Genomic DNA, 17,555 nt, shown 5'->3' with positions numbered 1-17,555 from the left:
ATTTAACAATATCTTTAACAAAATTAATAGGCAAAAGGTCTCGCAAAGTATACCAATACGAGATACTATATAGTCGTAAACAAACAAGGGCTAATTAAAACGCCTATTATATGAAAACGAGGTAATTTATTATGACTAAAGATACATTCAAAGCATTTGTTAAATTTAACAAAACTGACTGGACAAGTCTTGATAAGGAATCAGCTGCTACTGAACTCAGTTTGATTGCTAAGGATCTCCACTAAACTAATACTAACCATGCGGCTCATTATTTCCTCTCCCCCTATCATTAATGATGCCTAGCCGTATAAACACCACGAATTGACCATAACAAAATAATGAGGCCGTTAAACTCCCGGCCTCATTTTTATTTTTCATGACAAATTATTTGACCTTTTTTGACCAAACGAGTATAGTATTCACATAAGTTAGCAATTGATGCTAACAAGTGCTAAAAATAAGGGAGGCTAATCAACTATGAATTTAGTTCCTACTGTCATTGAGCAATCATCTCGTGGTGAACGTGCTTATGACATTTATTCACGGCTTCTAAAGGATCGGATCATTATGTTATCTGGCCCAATTGAAGACGATATGGCTAATTCAATCGTTGCGCAACTTCTTTTCCTAGATGCGCAAGATTCAACAAAAGACATTTACCTTTACATTAATTCTCCAGGTGGTGTGGTTACATCTGGAATGGCAATTTACGATACTATGAACTTCATCAAATCTGATGTTCAAACTATTGTTATCGGGATGGCTGCTTCTATGGCCAGCGTCTTAGTATCTTCAGGTGCTAAGGGTAAGCGTTTTGGTTTACCACACTCACAAGTTTTGATTCACCAACCATCTGGTGGTGCTCAAGGTCAACAAACCGAAATTGAAATTGCTGCTACTGAAATTTTGAAGACACGAAAGATGATTAATGAAATTCTGGCCAAGAATTCAGGACAGCCAATCGAAAAGATTAACCGTGATACCGAACGTGATCACTACTTAACTGCTCAAGAAGCTGTTGATTATGGTTTGCTTGACGGAATTATGGAAAACAATTCTAAGCTGAAGTAATCAATGATCAAAAAATAAGCTGAAGGAAAATTTCCTTCAGCTTATTTTTGTTTAAACTTACTTATTTAGCCAGTGCTCGATTGCGGAGTTCATCTGCATACGCATTCAGCTTTCGCAAGCGATGATTAACGCCAGACTTTGAAATTGGACCACCGGGAACTAGTTCTCCTAGTTCTTTCAAACTGACTTCCTGGTGAGCAAGCCGCGTTTCAGCAATCTCGCGTAACTTATCCGGCAAACTTTCTAAGCCGACACTTGCTTCAATGAGCTTAATATTTTCGATTTGCTTAGTTGAAGCATTAGCAATCTTGTTCATATTCGCATTCTCACAGTTAACGAGACGGTTAACTGAATTACGCATATCACGGACAATCCGAATATTTTCAAATTGCAGCATCGAATTAGTTGCACCGATTAGCGACATGAAGTTAGCAATTTTCTCAGCTTCCTTAAGGTAAACAATATACCCGCTTCGTCGAGCAGTTGTTTGAGCATTTAAGCCAAACTTATTCATCATCCGGGCAATCATCTCATTATGCTCTTCATAGAGGGAATAGATTTCCAAATGGTAACGAGAAGTTTCAGGGTTGTTTACAGAACCACCGGCCAAAAAGGCACCACGCAAATATGAGCGAACCATCCATTCGTCCTTTAGTAATTCAACAGGAACCTGTTCCTTGATCTGCATCCCTTGTAAGATTTGTAAATCATCCAGAACACGTTCTGCAGAATAACGTAAACGAACAATATACTGGTTATTTTTCTTTAGTTTCATCTTCCGCCGGACAACAATTTCACTTTCGACGTGATAAAAATCTTTCAGCAACGAATATATCCGCCGGGCAATGGCGGGATTTTCAGTTTGAATATTCAATACGAGGTGGTGATTACTGATTCCGATTGAGCCATTCATCCTAATTAAGGCCATTAGCTCAGCTTTAGCATTATCACGGTGAACCTTAATTGCTGTTAGCTCCTTTTTTACTTCGCTAGCATAGGACAATGCTAGTCACCTCCTAATCATGAACTTCATGGAGGCGATTCATTAACTCATTAACAACCTTATCACGGTCATGAAATGCTCCATTATCCTTTAACTGTAAGAAGTTGGAACTAATAACTCGGCATCCCTGCTTCCGGAGCCCCTGAAAATCATGTCCCACAGGCTGGGAAATTTCGTTCCATTCCTTAAAGTCAATATAGTTATCGGGAACTGGCTGAATATTAACTAATACGGTATCAATAAAGTCTTTCCCAAGGTGACGGTTAAGTACCCGAACATGATCAGCATCAGTAAAATGATCGGTTTCTCCCTTTTGCGTCATAATGTTACAAATATAGACTACTTCTGCCTTACTCCTGCATACGGCCTGAGCAACATCACGAATCATCAAATTAGGCAGAATACTTGTAAACAGACTACCGGGTCCCAAAACAATTTGATCTGCATTTTCAATTGCTTTAACAACCTCAGGAACTGCTTTGGCTTTGTGACCGTCATCATCATTTGATGGCGTTACCCAGACATGTTTAATCTGCTTATGGGCTTTAGTGATTTCTGACTCACCACTAAGAGTCGAACCATCCATAAATTCAGCATTTAACGTTAATGGTTCATTAGAAACGGGAAAAACATGTCCCCGAATCTTCATCATCTCTGAAAGCTCCTGGACTGCATCAAAAATATCACCCTGCATTTCCGAAAGAGCGGAAATAATAAGGTTACCAATGGCATGACCCGCCAAAAATTGGTCAGTTGTCTTAAACCGATACTGGAAGATCTCTTTCTGTAACTTTGGTAATTCAGAGAGAGCAACCAGAACATTTCGAATATCACCAGGCGGTACCACATTAATATAATCTCGAAGAATCCCCGACGAACCACCATCATCAGCAACGGTAACTATCGCTGTAATATCAGCATTTTGATCGCGTAACCCCCGAAGGACAACTGGCAGGCCAGTCCCGCCCCCGATCACAACGATCTTTGGCTTATGAAACATATAATCCTTCCTCTACTTTTTTATTTTGCCTTATCAACGTCCCGATGGTGAATATTAACTTGATAACCATCAGCTTTTAAATCAGCCGCAACCCTATTCGCAATGGTAACGGAACGGTGTTGCCCGCCAGTACAGCCGATTGCAATTGTTAGGCTACTTTTTCCTTCATGAATATAGCCTGGCATCGCCGTTTCTAACAATGACTTTAAATGAGCATAAAATTTCTTTGCTAACGGACTTTTCATCACGTATTCCTGAACAGCAGCATCATTACCCGTCAAATGTTTAAGCTCTGGGACGTAAAAGGGGTTAGAGAGAAAACGAACGTCAAGTACAATATCAGCATCTAACGGCAATCCATACTTGAAGCCGAACGACATTACTTCAATATAGAAATTGCTCCCCTCGCCATGACCAAAGATCTTATTGAGCCTTAATTTGAGGTTCCGTGGCGTCAAGGAAGTAGTGTCAATCCGAATATCCGCCTCACTCTTGAGGTTATTCAGCAATTTTCGCTCAGCCGTCACTCCGTTTAATAACCGACCATGAGGTGACAGCGGGTGTGAACGACGCGTTTCTTTATAACGAGAAATCAATTTATCATCAGCAGCATCGAGAAAAAGTAAACTAACCTCAAGATCTTCACGCTTTTTCAATTGTTGAATACTTGGCAGTACTTGATCATAAAATCCCTGAGAACGAGAATCCATCACCATGGCCACCTTATTAAACTGACTTGCTTTCTCCATCACATCGACAAATTTTTCCGCCAAGTTAGGCAGCATATTATCGAACACGAAGTAGCCTAAGTCTTCAAGACTATGAACAGCAACGGTTTTCCCGGCACCGCTCATTCCGGTAATAATTACCACTCGCATCTTTTCCACCATGTTCTCTCCCTCTTTTCTACACTTATACCTAATTATTGTATCACAACAATCCGGGCGTGTCTTTTAATAACTAGAACTAAGGCAAGTCTTGTCGTTTTTCAGAAAATACTAGTTAATACTTAAAAGATGCAAAAGAGCTTCAAAGCTCGCCAATGTCGAACTCTGAAGCCTCCTGTTTGTGTATTTTCAAGATTAATCAGAAAACTTAATGTTGTTTTTTCTCCTCAAGCTCCTGATCCCGTTTTAACATCTTCTTCAGATATTGACCGGTATAGCTTTCCTTAACCTTTGCCACCTCTTCAGGAGTCCCGGTAGCAACTATATAACCACCTGCTTCTCCTCCTTCAGGGCCAAGATCAATTAGCCAGTCAGCTGATTTGACAACATCAAGATCATGCTCAATCACCAAGACTGTATTCCCAGCATCAACTAGTCGCTGTAAAACCGCCAACAAGCGTTTAATATCATCCATGTGTAGCCCAGTAGTAGGCTCATCAAGAATATAAAAGCTTTTACCTCGTGATTGACGGTGGAGTTCAGCAGCAAGCTTCATTCTCTGGGCTTCACCACCTGAGAGCGTGGTAGCTGGTTGACCTAAAGTTACGTAACCTAAACCAACATCTTCAATTGTCTGTAGCTTTCGCTTGATTTTCGGAATTGCGCTAAAGAACTTCAATGCTTCAGAAACAGTCATGTTAAGGACTTGTGAAATATTCTTTCCCTTATACTCAACTTCAAGCGTTTCCGAATTATAACGTGTTCCGTGACAAACCTCACACGGAACGTAAACATCTGGCAAGAAGTTCATCTCGATCTTAATAATTCCATCACCATGGCAGGCTTCACAACGGCCACCCTTTACATTAAAACTAAAGCGTCCTTTATTATAGCCACGCATCTTGGCCTGGTTTGTTTGCGCAAAGAGTTCACGAATATCATCAAAGACACCAGTGTATGTAGCAGGATTACTCCGTGGTGTCCGTCCAATTGGTGACTGATCGATATTAATTACTTTCTCGATATTTTTAATTCCACTAATTGATTTATACTTACCAGGCTTAGCCGAATTATTATTCAATTTCTGCGCCAGAATCCGCTTCAAAATTACGTTGACTAAGGTGGATTTTCCAGAACCGGAAACACCAGTTACACAGATAAACTTGCCAAGAGGAAAATCAACATTAATGTTTTTTAAGTTATTCTCAGCAGCCCCTTTAAGAATAATGTGTTTCCCATTACCTTCTCGACGCTCTTTAGGCACCTCAATCATCTTTTTACCAGAAAGATACTGACCCGTTAGTGATTTTCTGGAACGCATGATTTGTTTTGGCGTTCCAGCGGCCATTACCCTTCCACCATTAGCTCCTGCTCCCGGACCAATATCAACAATATAGTCCGCAGCCCGCATGGTGTCTTCATCGTGTTCAACCACAATCAAGGTATTACCAAGATCACGCATTGCCTTAAGGGAAGAAATTAACCGATCGTTATCCCGCTGGTGTAATCCAATTGAAGGTTCATCAAGGACATACATTACCCCAGAAAGATTTGAACCAATTTGGGTTGCCAAACGGATTCGTTGAGCTTCTCCCCCAGAGAGTGTTCGTGCAGAGCGGCTCAATGTCAGGTATTCAACACCGACATTTTTCATAAAAGTCAGTCGATCTAAAATCTCTTTCAAAATTGGCCGGGCGATCTTTTCTTGCTGTTCGGAGAATTGAACTCCTTCAAAGAACGTAATGGCCTTACTAATTGGCAATTCGGAAACTTCACCAATATTTTGACCGTTAATTTTAACTGCTAACGCCCGTTGGTTAAGCCGATAACCGTGACAAGCCGGACAAGGCAGTTCTGTCATATACTTTCGCATTTGCTCTCGAGTAAAGTCAGAATTGGTTTCCTTATACCGACGCTTAATATTATTAATAACTCCCTCAAATGGCACATCAACATCCCTAACTCCACCAAAGTCATTCTCGTAATGGAAATGGAATGTCTGATCGCCGTTACCATACAGAACCTGCTGTTGTTGCTTTTTGGAAAGTTTATTAAATGGCGTATCCATATTAATTCCGGCAGCTTTACAGAATTGTTCCAGTAACTGTGGATAGTATTGTGAAGAAATCGGATTCCACGGAATCATTGCTCCTTCCCGAAGTGTTTTAGTTCGGTCAGGAACCACTAGATCCACGTCAACCTCAAGTTTTGAACCCAAGCCCTCACATTCAGGACAAGCGCCAATTGGAGCGTTGAAAGAGAATAGTCGCGGTTCAAGCTCTCCTACAGTAAATCCACAAATTGGACAAGCATATTTTTCAGAAAACGGAATTGGGTCTCCACCAATCACGTCTGCAATTGCGTAACCATCGCTTAATCGCAGAGCAGCTTCGAATGAATCAAATAAACGAGAACGAATCCCATCCTTGATAATAATCCGGTCAATGACAACGTTAACCGTATGTTTCTTATTCTTATCAAGCTCCGGAACTTCATCCAATTCATAGGTTTCACCATCTACTTGAACCCGCACAAACCCTTCCTTTTTGATCTTTTCAAAGACTTTCTTTTGTGTTCCACGCTTATCACGAACAACTGGGGAAAGGATCTGAAGCCGAGTTCGTTCAGGGAGTTCCAGTACCAGGTCAACCATCTGGTCAGGCGATTGACTGCTAATCGGGATATGATCATTGGGACAAATTGGTGTTCCTACCCGTGCCCATAATAACCGCAGGAAGTCGTTAATTTCCGTAACGGTCCCTACTGTGGAACGGGGGTTATGGGATGTGGTCTTCTGGTCAATCGAGATTGCGGGCGAGAGGCCATCAATTGAATCAACATCCGGCTTATCCATTTGCCCTAAGAACTGACGGGCATATGCAGATAAGCTTTCCACATAACGACGTTGTCCCTCTGCGTATAAGGTGTCAAATGCTAGCGAACTTTTTCCCGATCCGGATAAGCCGGTAATTACAACTAGCTTATTCTTGGGGATTTTTACGTCAATATTCTTTAAATTATGTGCACGTGCGCCATGAATAATAATCTTATCGTTTGCCACGAATAATTCACTCCCCCTTATTTTTTACTATGCTTCATTCTTTTAGTTTTCTTTCCTGTCATCTGTGCCTTTAATTCCATTATCGTATCACGAAGCGTTGCGGCTTGTTCAAAGTCTAACCGCTTAGCTGCTGTCCGCATTTGTTCAGTTAATTCTTCAACCATCTTTGTCTGATCATCACGGTTTAGCTTGGCAAAATCCTTAGTAGTAAATTCCGTACTGTCGGCTTCTTTTCCGCTATCCTCAGTCTTCGTGGTTGAGGAAATAGCTTCTTGAATTGGCTTAATGATGGTCTTAGGAGTGATCCCGTGCTTTCTATTGTAAGCTATCTGAATTTCCCGTCGCCGTTTCGTTTCGTCAATTGCCTTTTGCATTGAATCAGTAACCGTATCAGCATACATAATTACGGAACCATTTGCATTCCGTGCTGCCCGACCAATCGTCTGAATTAATGAACGTTCATTCCGCAAAAAGCCTTCCTTATCCGCATCAAGAATTGCGACTAAGGATACTTCCGGAACATCCAATCCTTCACGAAGAAGGTTAATTCCCACAAGCACATCGAACTTGCCTAAACGCAGGTCACGAATGATTTGTGTTCGTTCTAGTGTCTTGATGTCGCTATGAAGATATTTAACCTTTAATCCAAGATCTTTAAGGTAGTCAGTAAGATCCTCTGACATTTTCTTAGTCAGTGTTGTGACAAAGACCCGTTCATGCTTCTCAATCCGCTTATTAATTTCACCAACCAAATCATCAATCTGTCCCATTACCGGTCGAACTTCAATCGTTGGGTCTAGTAAGCCAGTTGGTCGAATAATTTGCTGAACAACGTGATCTGTTTGGGCCATTTCATATGGACCAGGAGTAGCCGACATATAAACGACTTGGTTAACGTGCTTTTCAAACTCTGCTAGTTTTAATGGTCGGTTATCAAGCGCACTTGGCAAGCGGAAGCCATAGTCAATTAGCATCTGCTTCCGTGCACGATCACCATTGTACATTCCCCGAACTTGAGGCATTGTTTGGTGTGATTCATCAACTACTAATAAGAAGTCTTTGGGGAAAAAATCCAGTAGGGTATATGGCGGCTCTCCAGGTTTTCGACCATCCATATACCGTGAGTAATTTTCAATTCCGTTACAATACCCCATTTCACGAAGCATTTCGATATCATAAGTTGTCCGTTGCTGAATTCGTTCTGCCTCAAGGAGTTTTCCATCATCAGTAAACTTTTTGACCTGTTTTTTCATGTCATTTTCGATCTGTGGAAGGGCCCGATCCATAATCTCTTCACTCGTTAAGAAGTGAGTTGCCGGGAAGATTGAAATGTGCTCCCGATCACCAATTACTTCGCCAGTAAGGGCATCAACTTCACGAATCCGATCAATTTCATCACCAAAAAATTCAATCCGCAGCGCCTTATCTTCACGTGATGCGGGGAAGACTTCAACAACATCCCCGTGAACTCTGAACCGCCCCCGTTGAAAGTCAATATCGTTCCGTTCAAACTGAATATTAACCAGCTCGCGGAGTAACCGATCCCGTTCAATTTCTTGACCAACCCGTAGTGAAACGACATGGTTATGGTATTCGCTTGGATCACCAAGACCAAAAATACTGGAAACGGATGCCACAACAATAACATCGTCTCGTTCCATTAATGAACTAGTTGCTGAATGGCGCAATTCATCAATCTCATCGTTAATTGATGCGTCCTTTTCAATGTATGTATCGCTAGAAGGAACATATGCTTCTGGTTGATAATAATCATAATAGGAAACAAAATATTCAACCGCATTATGCGGGAAGAACTTTTTCATTTCACTGTACAATTGCCCAGCCAGTGTTTTGTTATGGGATAGAATTAATGTTGGTTTATTAACCTTCGCAATCACATTTGAAATCGTAAAAGTTTTCCCCGTTCCGGTTGCCCCTAATAGGATCTGTGCTTTTTCTCCCTTTTCAATTCCAGTAGTCAATTTCTTAATTGCCTCTGGCTGATCACCAGTCGGTTTATAGTCCGAAACTAGTTCAAAATTTTTATGAGGTTGACGATATATCACGATTAATCCTCCTCAGCACTCGAAAATGGAAGGCAACAATTCGTTCTTCGTTACCTTCCGTCTTACCATAATTATCTCTTTTAGTTTATCATCAGAACATGCATTCGTCTATCAATATAGAAATTCTAAATTGTCTTACTATAAAACAATCAACATCCGTAAATTAACTTTACCTTAATCATTTTTCTCCCCTATTGAATCACGACTTTGCTTGTACATATAATAGTAATGTTTAAATTTCATAAAAGGAAAGTTGGAGATCGATGTTTAGTAGTTTAAAGCAAAAGCGCGGGCAACAATTGGGGACTTTATTTGTTGTCTTAACAATTATTTGCTTTTTAGGAACCGCAAGTCAGCTTCTTACCCACCTTCAAGAAGCTACCTGGCCCTTTATTCTTTGGTGGATTCTCAAAACATTTGTTAGCACGGTTGTCCTATGGGTACCGATCGCTATTGGTGCTAATCAACAGCAACGGCAATTTAATCGCCAGATAGTTGTCCTTACCCTGTGGATTATCGGAATTATTACTTTCACCTGGGCAAAGTTTACTACCCAACCGGTAACCACAACCGCCCAGCCGTCTCCCGAGCTCTATGTTGTTCAACAGGTATTTATCACTTGGCTCGTCTGCAGCGGGCTATATCTCTTTGCTCACCCATTACAAAAGCTGTGTCATCGTTGGTCAACAATAACGCGCCGTCACTGGTTGATTAGCTTTTCATTTATTTTCTTTCTTATCAACCTTATCAGCGGTTATGACGCATTTGGCTTTCACCGTGGAACAAGCTTGATCTGGTTCAGCTATCTATTTGCCCTTGGTGACTGGCTAGCAAGCGATCAACGCTGGCTGAAAAACTGGTCAAACAGGCGCTATGCTGGATTAACAATTATCAGTTTACTGTTTTCATCACTAATTACCTGGCTCAATATGAACCATGTTGATTATAGTCCGCATAGTGATCTCACGCCCAACACTCACTATTTATTAGGGATTAACCCATACCAGCCATTCCTTCTCCTTACTTGCTTACTAATGACTGCATGGTTCTTACGGGAAAGGAATAAGAAACCAAAAGAGCACCTTTTACCTATTACCGGGATCCTGCTTCTTAACTTGCTCGGATTACCGATGATCTTTACTCCCTTGCTCTTACCACACGTTAACTGGCAACTTTCACTTCTAATTGGTGTTATAATTGCTGCCGCTTTTGCTGGAATTTTAACGCTCATTAATTTTCTGGGAAATAAAATAACTTGGCAGTTAAATTATCGCAACCTTTTTAACCGCCTCAAACAAATTTGCCAAAATTTCTGGCCAGTCCTCCTAACCTTTCTTATTCTCTGGCTGATCACTCTCGGTTCGTTTGCGATCCTTTGGGGTGGTAAATTTACAATGGTTCAGTGGATGCTAACCGAACGACCAAAGATCATTACGGTAAACGTTCTTATTATTTTTGCAATTACTTTGATCCTAATGGCGATTACTAACCGTTGGTGGGTAAGCTCAGGGATAACAATTCTTTTCTACTTAGGCTGGTTAGGCGCTTCGATCCTTAAAATTGCAGCCAGAAATGAGCCAATTATCCCTACTGATATCTCAACATTAACCGCTCCTAGTGAAATGCTGGGAATGGTTAATAAGTGGGTAATTATTTTTACTTTAATTGGCGCCATCATTATTATTGCGATTTGCTGGCAACTAGAAAAGCATGTTGGCAAGTCATGCCGGTTTAACCCAATTGTCCGGATTGCAATTGCGGTTCTTTCCTGTGCCTATCTTTTTAGCTTTAGCTTTGCAAACCATAGTAATTCGATCGTCTATAAGCAGTTGCAAAACATCGACGACACTCCATACTTTTACTCTCAATTACGGGGTGCCAAAATGAACGGTACTCTTCTCCAGTTTGCCAATAACATTGATGTCCACGTAATGAACAAGCCTAAAGGATATTCGGCTGCTACGATGAAAGATTTAGCTAAACGCTACTCTAAGTTAGGAGCAAAAATCAATCAAAATCGTACCCATAATAGTGTTGGAAAACAGAATCTGGTGTTTGTCCTTAGTGAAAGCTATTCCGATCCATCCCGGGTTCCAGGAATGAAAGTCAGTGGCAACCCGATTGCCTACCTTCACCAGCTAAAAAAGCATTCAACTAGCGGATTAATGCTTAGCTCTGGGTATGGTGGCGGAACAGCTAATATGGAATACCAGGCCCTAACTGGTCTTTCGATTGCAAACTTCTCACCAACATTACCAACACCGTATTCACAGCTAGTTCCTTACCAAAAGCGAACCTTTACCATTAACAATCTGTTTAATTACAGTATTGGGATCCACCCATTTTCCGCAAACCTTTATAGTAGAAAAACGGTTTACAAAAAGTTTGGCTTTAATAAGTTCTATCACTTCGATGGTGGTGACAAAATTACCTATACTCAAAAAATTCAACGGAGTCCCCGTGTTAGTGATGATTCTGCCTATAAGGAAGTAACATTAAACCTTAAGCGTCAACCCCACGGTAAGTTTGTTCAATTAGCGACGATGCAAAACCACATGCCATATGAACCAACCTACTACGCCAAAAATAATTACCATGTTTCCGGAAAGGGCTTTAAGACGGCCGATCAAAAAGCACAAATTGAAACCTACATTCAGGGAATTCACTATACTGATCAAGCATTAAAGAAGTGGATTAATCAACTGGATAAGCTTAAACAGCCAACCACTGTTGTTTGGTACGGTGATCACCTCCCCGGAATTTATCATGGCTTACCAATGGGAAAGTATGGCACTCAGCTCCACGAAACTGATTACTTTATTTATAGTAATGCAGCCGCACGAAAAACTAACCAAAATCGGCTTACTTGGCAGCACCGGCTTGTTGGGCCAAACAATTTTGCTGCAATGGCACTTGCACAAATGGATGTTAAAGTTTCGCCCTACTACGCTCTGCTAACGAAAGTTGCTGAAGATATTCCGGCAACCTCATTACCAACCAACGGGACCGCGAAAAACAATTCAGCTCATCAAGGAGGAACCGATTTTGTTAATGCTCGTGGAAAGCACGTTAAGCTTACTCCACAGCAAAAGAAACTCTTTCACGACTATCAACTAGTTCAGTATGACTTTACTGCTGGTCACCATTACCTGCTAAAGGACTCATTCTTAAAACAAATCGCAAAATAAAGAGAAAAAGCCGTCCCAAATTTGGGGCGACTTTTTCTCTTTAATTTCCTATATCACTAAAACTATTCTTCGGCAAACTCCTTCAATGCCTTTTCAAAAGCAGCTAGCTTAGAGTTAGCTTCATCAAGTGATGGGGCACTAGTACCGATATAGAACTTCAATTTTGGTTCAGTACCTGATGGCCGAATAGCAATCCAGGTCTCGTCATCAAGAATGTAACGAAGAACATTTGATTCAGGAATTCCAAGTTCACTAACTTGGCCGTCAGCAGTTGTCTTTGTTCCCTTAGAGAAGTCTTCAGTTACCATTACCTTGTGTCCAGCGAAGTCGGTTGGTGCTTCTTCACGGAACTTCTTCATCAGGCCTTGAATCTTAGCTGGGCCATCAACGCCTGGGTACATGTTAGCAACTGTCTTTTCACGGAAGTAACCATACTTCTTGAACAATTCTTGAAGGCCATCATACAATGTCATCTTCCGGCTTCTGTAATAAGCGGCAACTTCAGCCAGTAAGGTTAATGATTGAATAGCATCCTTATCACGGACAAATGGCTTAATGAGGTAACCGTAACTTTCTTCAAAGCCGAACATGAACGTGTGGTCAGCCTTCCCCGTTTCATATTGGTGAATTTGGTCAGCAATCCACTTAAAGCCGGTTAAAACATTAATCATTTCAACACCGTAACTTTCGGCAATCTTAGCAGCAAAGTTAGTTGAAACAATTGATTTTACAGCAGCAGCATTCTTTGGCAAGGTACCTGCTTGTTTGTGGGCTTCAAGAATGTAAGCCAACATGATTGAGGCAATTTGGTTACCAGTCAGCAATTGGTATTCGCCATTTGGTTGACGAACTGCACAGCCAAGACGATCCGCATCAGGATCAGTAGCAATTAGAACATCTGCATCAATTTCTTTACCTAACTTAATGGAACGAACAAATGCTTCTGGGAATTCTGGATTAGGGTGTTCCAAACCAGGGAAATCACCATTTGGTTGTGCTTCGGTTGGTTCGATTGTGAAGTTAGTAAAGCCAGCTTGACGTAATGCTCGTTCACCAAGCATCCGACCGGTACCGCATAATGGCGTAAAGACAAACTTCATGTCCTTACCATATTCCTTTGCCAAATCCGGATTAACGGTAACGCTCTTTGCATCGGCCAAGTATGCAGCATCCACATCTTCACCAATAATTGTTTCCGTTCCGTTGTCCAATAATTCTTGTTCATCAGCTAATTTGATGCCAAAAATATCGGTAATCTTCCGGATATAGCCAGTCATCATGTCAGATTCCTTTGGTGGCATTTGACCACCATCTTCACCATAAATTTTGTAGCCATTGTATTCTTTAGGATTGTGACTAGCCGTAATCATGATCCCAGCATAAGTATGTAAATGACGAACAGCAAATGACAATTCTGGTGTTGGCCGTAAATTATCGTAAATGTAAACTTTAATTCCGTGAGCACCTAGTACTCGTGCTGAATCGTGAGCAAACTGGCGTGAATTATGACGAGAATCATAGCTAATTGCAACCCCACGCTTCTTGATTTCATCCCCCAAGGAATCCATCAACGTTGCCAAACCTTCAGTTGCTTGACGAACGGTATAAACATTCATCCGGTTAATTCCAGGGCCCATCAATCCCCGCATCCCGGCAGTACCGAAAGACATTGGTGCGTAAAATGCATCTTCAATTTCCTTATCATCATGCATTGCAGCTAATTCTTTCTTTAATTTTGGTTCAAGATCAGTCCGGTCTTTCCAAACTTGGTAAGTATCTTTCCAGCTCATCAAAATTGCTCCTTTGTTTCTCATAATCTGCTATCAGTATAACTCATTATCAGGCAGCTGTGTTCGTTTACTTCATTGTTTTACTAAAGTTTTACTCCACCTAATCGATCGTCCGAATCCAGTCTGCCATCTTTTTTACTTGATCATCAGCAAAGACTAAGTACTGGTCGTTTCCGGCCATACTCATCGTATTATTAAATGCAAGAACCGGTTTCCCGCTTTCAAGAAACTGTCTAATTACTTTGGTGTCCTTCATCCCCTGATTAACATCAAGATAGGCTTTCGCACAATTAAGACGATCTGCCATTACCTGTGGAAGGATTCCCTGATATAAACGAACATTAGGGTACTTTAAGAGTGACACTAGCTTAGGTCCCATTGAAGTTCGCGCAGCAATTTCAAATTGGTAATCTGATAAAGTAGTCACCAGTTCGGTCAAATGGCTAAAGTCTTGGCTATTCGTTAAGCAAAATAGTGGACCACGGAGTTTTGACCATCGTGGCTTATTTGTCCCTAAAGTAACGTGATCAATAATATCCCGAATACTCATCCCGTTATAGTACCACCACAATTCACGGTAGCGAACTGTCGAGAGTAAATTCCAAGGCTTGTCGTCAGAATCGAAGTGAATAATTGCCGGATCGCTGATTCGCGCTAGTTCACTAATTATACGGTCAATGTGATGATAGACCGCATAGCCTTCTACCCCAACTTCATAATTATAGGTGCGGGGCAAAAATTTAGCCTGGTGGTAAAAGAAGTTACTCAAAACTGATTGATCAGCATTCTTTAATCCAGGTTGTTTGCTAGCAGGTAATAATTGATCAACAATTTTCGGGTGCTGATTAATTACCGGATTATTAAAATACACCACTCCAGCATTAATTTCACTGTCTGGAGAATTAAGATCCTTAACCGCAGCTAATGGTTCAGAGAAATCAAGATTAAGTAAAGCCGTTATTGAATGGTTAATAATTACATCACTATCTAAGTACAGCACCTTTTCTTCCGGCAAAAGCCTTGGCAACAATAACTTATTAAACGTCATCGTGTTTAAACGATTACTAAATGAAATTTGGCTATCACCGAAACCCGACTGATCCACTTTCAAGTCAATTATATTATCGCCAATTGAACTCAATTGCTGATTAACATTTTTAAACCACTCCTGAGGAATATCAGGATTCAAAATATAAATTTTCAAACCGTTATTATGGTAAAGAAGTGATTTCAAACTAGTAAATAATTTATCAAGATACGCATAGTTACATTGCATTGCGATTACTGGTGCTGACATCTTAGTGCTCCTCCTTTTATTCAACATAACTATACCCTTTTAGCTTTAAAAAGAAAATAAAAAAGAGGGGTGACATAAGTCTTACTCGGCTTCTGCCACGTTCCCCCCGTGATTAACTTATTTACTTTTCTAATGATTGAATATATTGGTAGACCTGTTGTCCAGCAATTGAACCATCACCAACAGCTGTTGCGATCTGCCGTAATGGTGTTTCACGAACATCACCAACAGCAAAGATCCCGGGAACCGCTGTCTTCATTGTGTTATCAGTTTTAACCCAGCCAGCATCGTCAAGAATGCCTAATGATGCAAACTGCTTTGTCATCGGCACGTTACCAACATAAATAAAGATTCCGTCTGCATCCATAGTACCATCTTCACCAGTTTGGTTGTTGTGAGTTTTGACACCGGTAACCTTTGTATCATTACCGACAATCTCAGTTACACTAGTATTAAAGATAAACTTCATCTTATCGTTTTTCATTGCTTCGTCCTGGAGCATTGGTTGTGCGCGAAGTTTATCGCTACGGACTAAAACCGTTACTTGGGATGCTAAATTAGCAAGGTACATTCCCTCTTCAACAGCAGAATCACCACCGCCGACAACGATCAGTGGCTTATCCTTAAAGAATGCACCATCACAAACAGCACAATATGAAACACCACGACCGCTAAATTCTTCTTCACCAGGAACTCCTAAGTGACGCTGCTCAGATCCCGTTGCAATTACAATTGCCTTAGCAACAAATTGCTCATCCATATCAGTGGAAACCGTTTTAGTCCCATCAGCATTTACTTCAACGTTAGTCACAGTTCCATAGGCATATTCAGCACCAAATTGAATCGAACCATCGTACATCTGTTGAGCAAGCTCTGGTCCTTTAATACTCTTAAAACCAGTATAGTTTTCGATCGTTGCCGTATTATTCAAATTACCGCCATAAATTCCCCGATCGAGCATTAAGACGGATAAGTTAGCCCGGGAAGCATACATTGCTGCAGTCATTCCACCGGGACCAGCACCGATTACTACTACGTCATAACGGTCCTTGTTAGCCATTTTAAAGCTCCTCCTTAATCCACAATTTAATTATTATTCATAATAACTTGTTTCACTGTTATTGTCTATCATTATGCTTACTTTTTATAAGTAGTAAGGCGTGCTTTAAGCAAAAAAAGATACTTAAATCCAATTACCGGAATTTAAGCATCCTTTCTACTGCAGCCGTGACTAAAGACGTTCACCTGCTACTATGTCTTACAGGCTCTTTTAAACCTGCTCACGTTCTACTTTTTCTTATCCTCAGCCTCGAATTTGGTGCCGAGTTCTTTGATGTATTGACGAAGTTCATCCTTAACTTGTGGGTGCTTCAGACCATATTCGATGTTAGTCTTAACCCAGCCGAACTTGTTACCAACATCATAACGGTCACCCATGTATTCACGAGCGAAGACCCGTTGAGTTTGGTTAAGGGTATCAATTGCATCAGTTAATTGAATTTCGCCACCCTTACCAGGCTTAGTCTTTGCTAAAACATCAAAGATTTCTGGGGTAAAGACATACCGACCAATGATTGCTAGGTCACTTGGCGCCTTCTTTGGATCTGGCTTTTCAACAAAGCTAGTAACGTTAAAGAGGCCTGGTGTAACTTCCTTGCTTGGATTAATAACACCATATTTAGCAGTATCTTCATGTGGTACCCGCATAACAGCAAGGGTTGATGCGCCAGTTTGTTCATAACTTTCGATCAATTGCTTAGTTAATGGTTCACCATCATTGTTAATGTTGTTCAAGTCATCACCTAACATTACAACAAATGGTTCATCACCAATAAAATCACGAGCTGTTAAGACAGCATCCCCAAGGCCACGTGGGTGTGATTGACGAATGAAGTAAATGTTAATGTCAGTTGTTTCTTCAACTAACTTCAACATTTCATTCTTGTGCTTAGCCCGTAAATTATCTTCAAGTTCTGGGTTAGAATCAAAGTGATCTTCAATTGAGCGCTTGTTCTTGCCATCAACAACAACAATATCTTCAATCCCAGACTTCCGAGCTTCCTCAACAATAAATTGAATCGTTGGCTTATCAACGATTGGTAGCATTTCCTTTGCTAAAGCTTTTGTTGCTGGAAGAAAACGAGTCCCCAAACCAGCAGCAGGAATAATTGCTTTACGTACGCGTTTCATAA

General features: G+C 40.9%; 11 protein-coding genes. 2 read left to right on the top strand and 9 right to left on the bottom strand.

Annotated features, from left to right (window positions below; translation table 11 throughout):
* Positions 1 to 477: 477 nt before the first annotated feature.
* A complete protein-coding gene (clpP, locus tag N4627_RS01895) occupies positions 478 to 1,071 on the top strand; it encodes an ATP-dependent Clp endopeptidase proteolytic subunit ClpP (protein ID WP_003717598.1) in 594 nt (197 codons plus the stop codon).
* A 61-nt stretch (positions 1,072 to 1,132) separates the two neighbouring features.
* On the opposite strand, the gene whiA is transcribed toward clpP, so the two are convergent.
* The 5 genes from whiA to uvrB form a co-directional block, all read right to left on the bottom strand.
* Positions 1,133 to 2,074: a DNA-binding protein WhiA gene (whiA, locus tag N4627_RS01890; protein WP_003717597.1), complete on the bottom strand. Its 942-nt coding sequence runs from the start codon at positions 2,072 to 2,074 to the stop codon at positions 1,133 to 1,135.
* A gap of 13 nt (positions 2,075 to 2,087) precedes the next feature.
* On the bottom strand, positions 2,088 to 3,074 hold the full coding sequence (locus N4627_RS01885; protein WP_260964883.1) for a gluconeogenesis factor YvcK family protein: 987 nt from the start codon (positions 3,072 to 3,074) through the stop codon (positions 2,088 to 2,090).
* A 20-nt stretch (positions 3,075 to 3,094) separates the two neighbouring features.
* On the bottom strand, positions 3,095 to 3,964 hold the full coding sequence (gene rapZ / locus N4627_RS01880) for an RNase adapter RapZ (protein WP_098045250.1): 870 nt from the start codon (positions 3,962 to 3,964) through the stop codon (positions 3,095 to 3,097).
* 205 nt (positions 3,965 to 4,169) lie between these two features.
* Positions 4,170 to 7,022 carry an excinuclease ABC subunit UvrA gene (uvrA, locus tag N4627_RS01875; RefSeq protein WP_260964882.1) on the bottom strand — a complete coding sequence of 951 codons (2,853 nt, stop codon included), beginning with the start codon at positions 7,020 to 7,022 and terminating at the stop codon, positions 4,170 to 4,172.
* A gap of 17 nt (positions 7,023 to 7,039) precedes the next feature.
* The gene (gene uvrB, locus N4627_RS01870; protein WP_260964881.1) at positions 7,040 to 9,088 is read right to left on the bottom strand and encodes an excinuclease ABC subunit UvrB; all 2,049 of its coding nucleotides are present in this window, start codon (positions 9,086 to 9,088) and stop codon (positions 7,040 to 7,042) included.
* Between the two features lie 263 nt (positions 9,089 to 9,351).
* On the opposite strand from uvrB, the gene N4627_RS01865 reads away from it, so the two are divergent.
* Positions 9,352 to 12,276 (top strand): alkaline phosphatase family protein, encoded by a 2,925-nt coding sequence (locus tag N4627_RS01865; RefSeq protein WP_260964880.1) that lies wholly within the window; start codon positions 9,352 to 9,354, stop codon positions 12,274 to 12,276.
* 62 nt (positions 12,277 to 12,338) lie between these two features.
* Here N4627_RS01865 and N4627_RS01860 read toward each other — a convergent pair whose 3' ends face one another.
* From N4627_RS01860 to galU, 4 genes are all read right to left on the bottom strand, one after another.
* Positions 12,339 to 14,066, bottom strand: a complete 1,728-nt coding sequence (locus tag N4627_RS01860) for a phospho-sugar mutase (RefSeq protein ID WP_098045254.1) — start codon at positions 14,064 to 14,066, stop codon at positions 12,339 to 12,341.
* 100 nt (positions 14,067 to 14,166) lie between these two features.
* Positions 14,167 to 15,363 (bottom strand): glycosyltransferase, encoded by a 1,197-nt coding sequence (locus N4627_RS01855; RefSeq protein ID WP_158227468.1) that lies wholly within the window; start codon positions 15,361 to 15,363, stop codon positions 14,167 to 14,169.
* 121 nt (positions 15,364 to 15,484) lie between these two features.
* Entirely contained in the window at positions 15,485 to 16,423 is a 939-nt protein-coding gene (trxB, locus tag N4627_RS01850; protein WP_003717588.1) for a thioredoxin-disulfide reductase, read from the bottom strand.
* A 227-nt stretch (positions 16,424 to 16,650) separates the two neighbouring features.
* Complete coding sequence (gene galU / locus N4627_RS01845; protein ID WP_003717587.1) at positions 16,651 to 17,553, bottom strand: UTP--glucose-1-phosphate uridylyltransferase GalU; 903 nt, start codon at positions 17,551 to 17,553, stop codon at positions 16,651 to 16,653.
* Positions 17,554 to 17,555 lie beyond the last annotated feature (2 nt).

The sequence above is a fragment of the Limosilactobacillus vaginalis genome, assembly GCF_025311515.1.
Classification (GTDB): domain Bacteria; phylum Bacillota; class Bacilli; order Lactobacillales; family Lactobacillaceae; genus Limosilactobacillus; species Limosilactobacillus vaginalis.
Note: the sequence above shows the minus strand (reverse complement) of the source record. Positions and strands in the feature narration are given on the sequence as shown.

What these genes read in the sequence shown, in the direction of transcription:
- N4627_RS01855 (WP_158227468.1), bottom strand. Translation starts at nt 15,363, where the DNA reads ATGTCAGCACCAGTAATCGCAATGCAATGTAACTATGCGTATCTTGAT.
- clpP (WP_003717598.1), top strand. Translation starts at nt 478, where the DNA reads ATGAATTTAGTTCCTACTGTCATTGAGCAATCATCTCGTGGTGAACGT.
- trxB (WP_003717588.1), bottom strand. Translation starts at nt 16,423, where the DNA reads ATGGCTAACAAGGACCGTTATGACGTAGTAGTAATCGGTGCTGGTCCC.
- rapZ (WP_098045250.1), bottom strand. Translation starts at nt 3,964, where the DNA reads ATGGTGGAAAAGATGCGAGTGGTAATTATTACCGGAATGAGCGGTGCC.
- galU (WP_003717587.1), bottom strand. Translation starts at nt 17,553, where the DNA reads ATGAAACGCGTACGTAAAGCAATTATTCCTGCTGCTGGTTTGGGGACT.
- N4627_RS01885 (WP_260964883.1), bottom strand. Translation starts at nt 3,074, where the DNA reads ATGTTTCATAAGCCAAAGATCGTTGTGATCGGGGGCGGGACTGGCCTG.
- N4627_RS01860 (WP_098045254.1), bottom strand. Translation starts at nt 14,066, where the DNA reads ATGAGCTGGAAAGATACTTACCAAGTTTGGAAAGACCGGACTGATCTT.
- N4627_RS01865 (WP_260964880.1), top strand. Translation starts at nt 9,352, where the DNA reads ATGTTTAGTAGTTTAAAGCAAAAGCGCGGGCAACAATTGGGGACTTTA.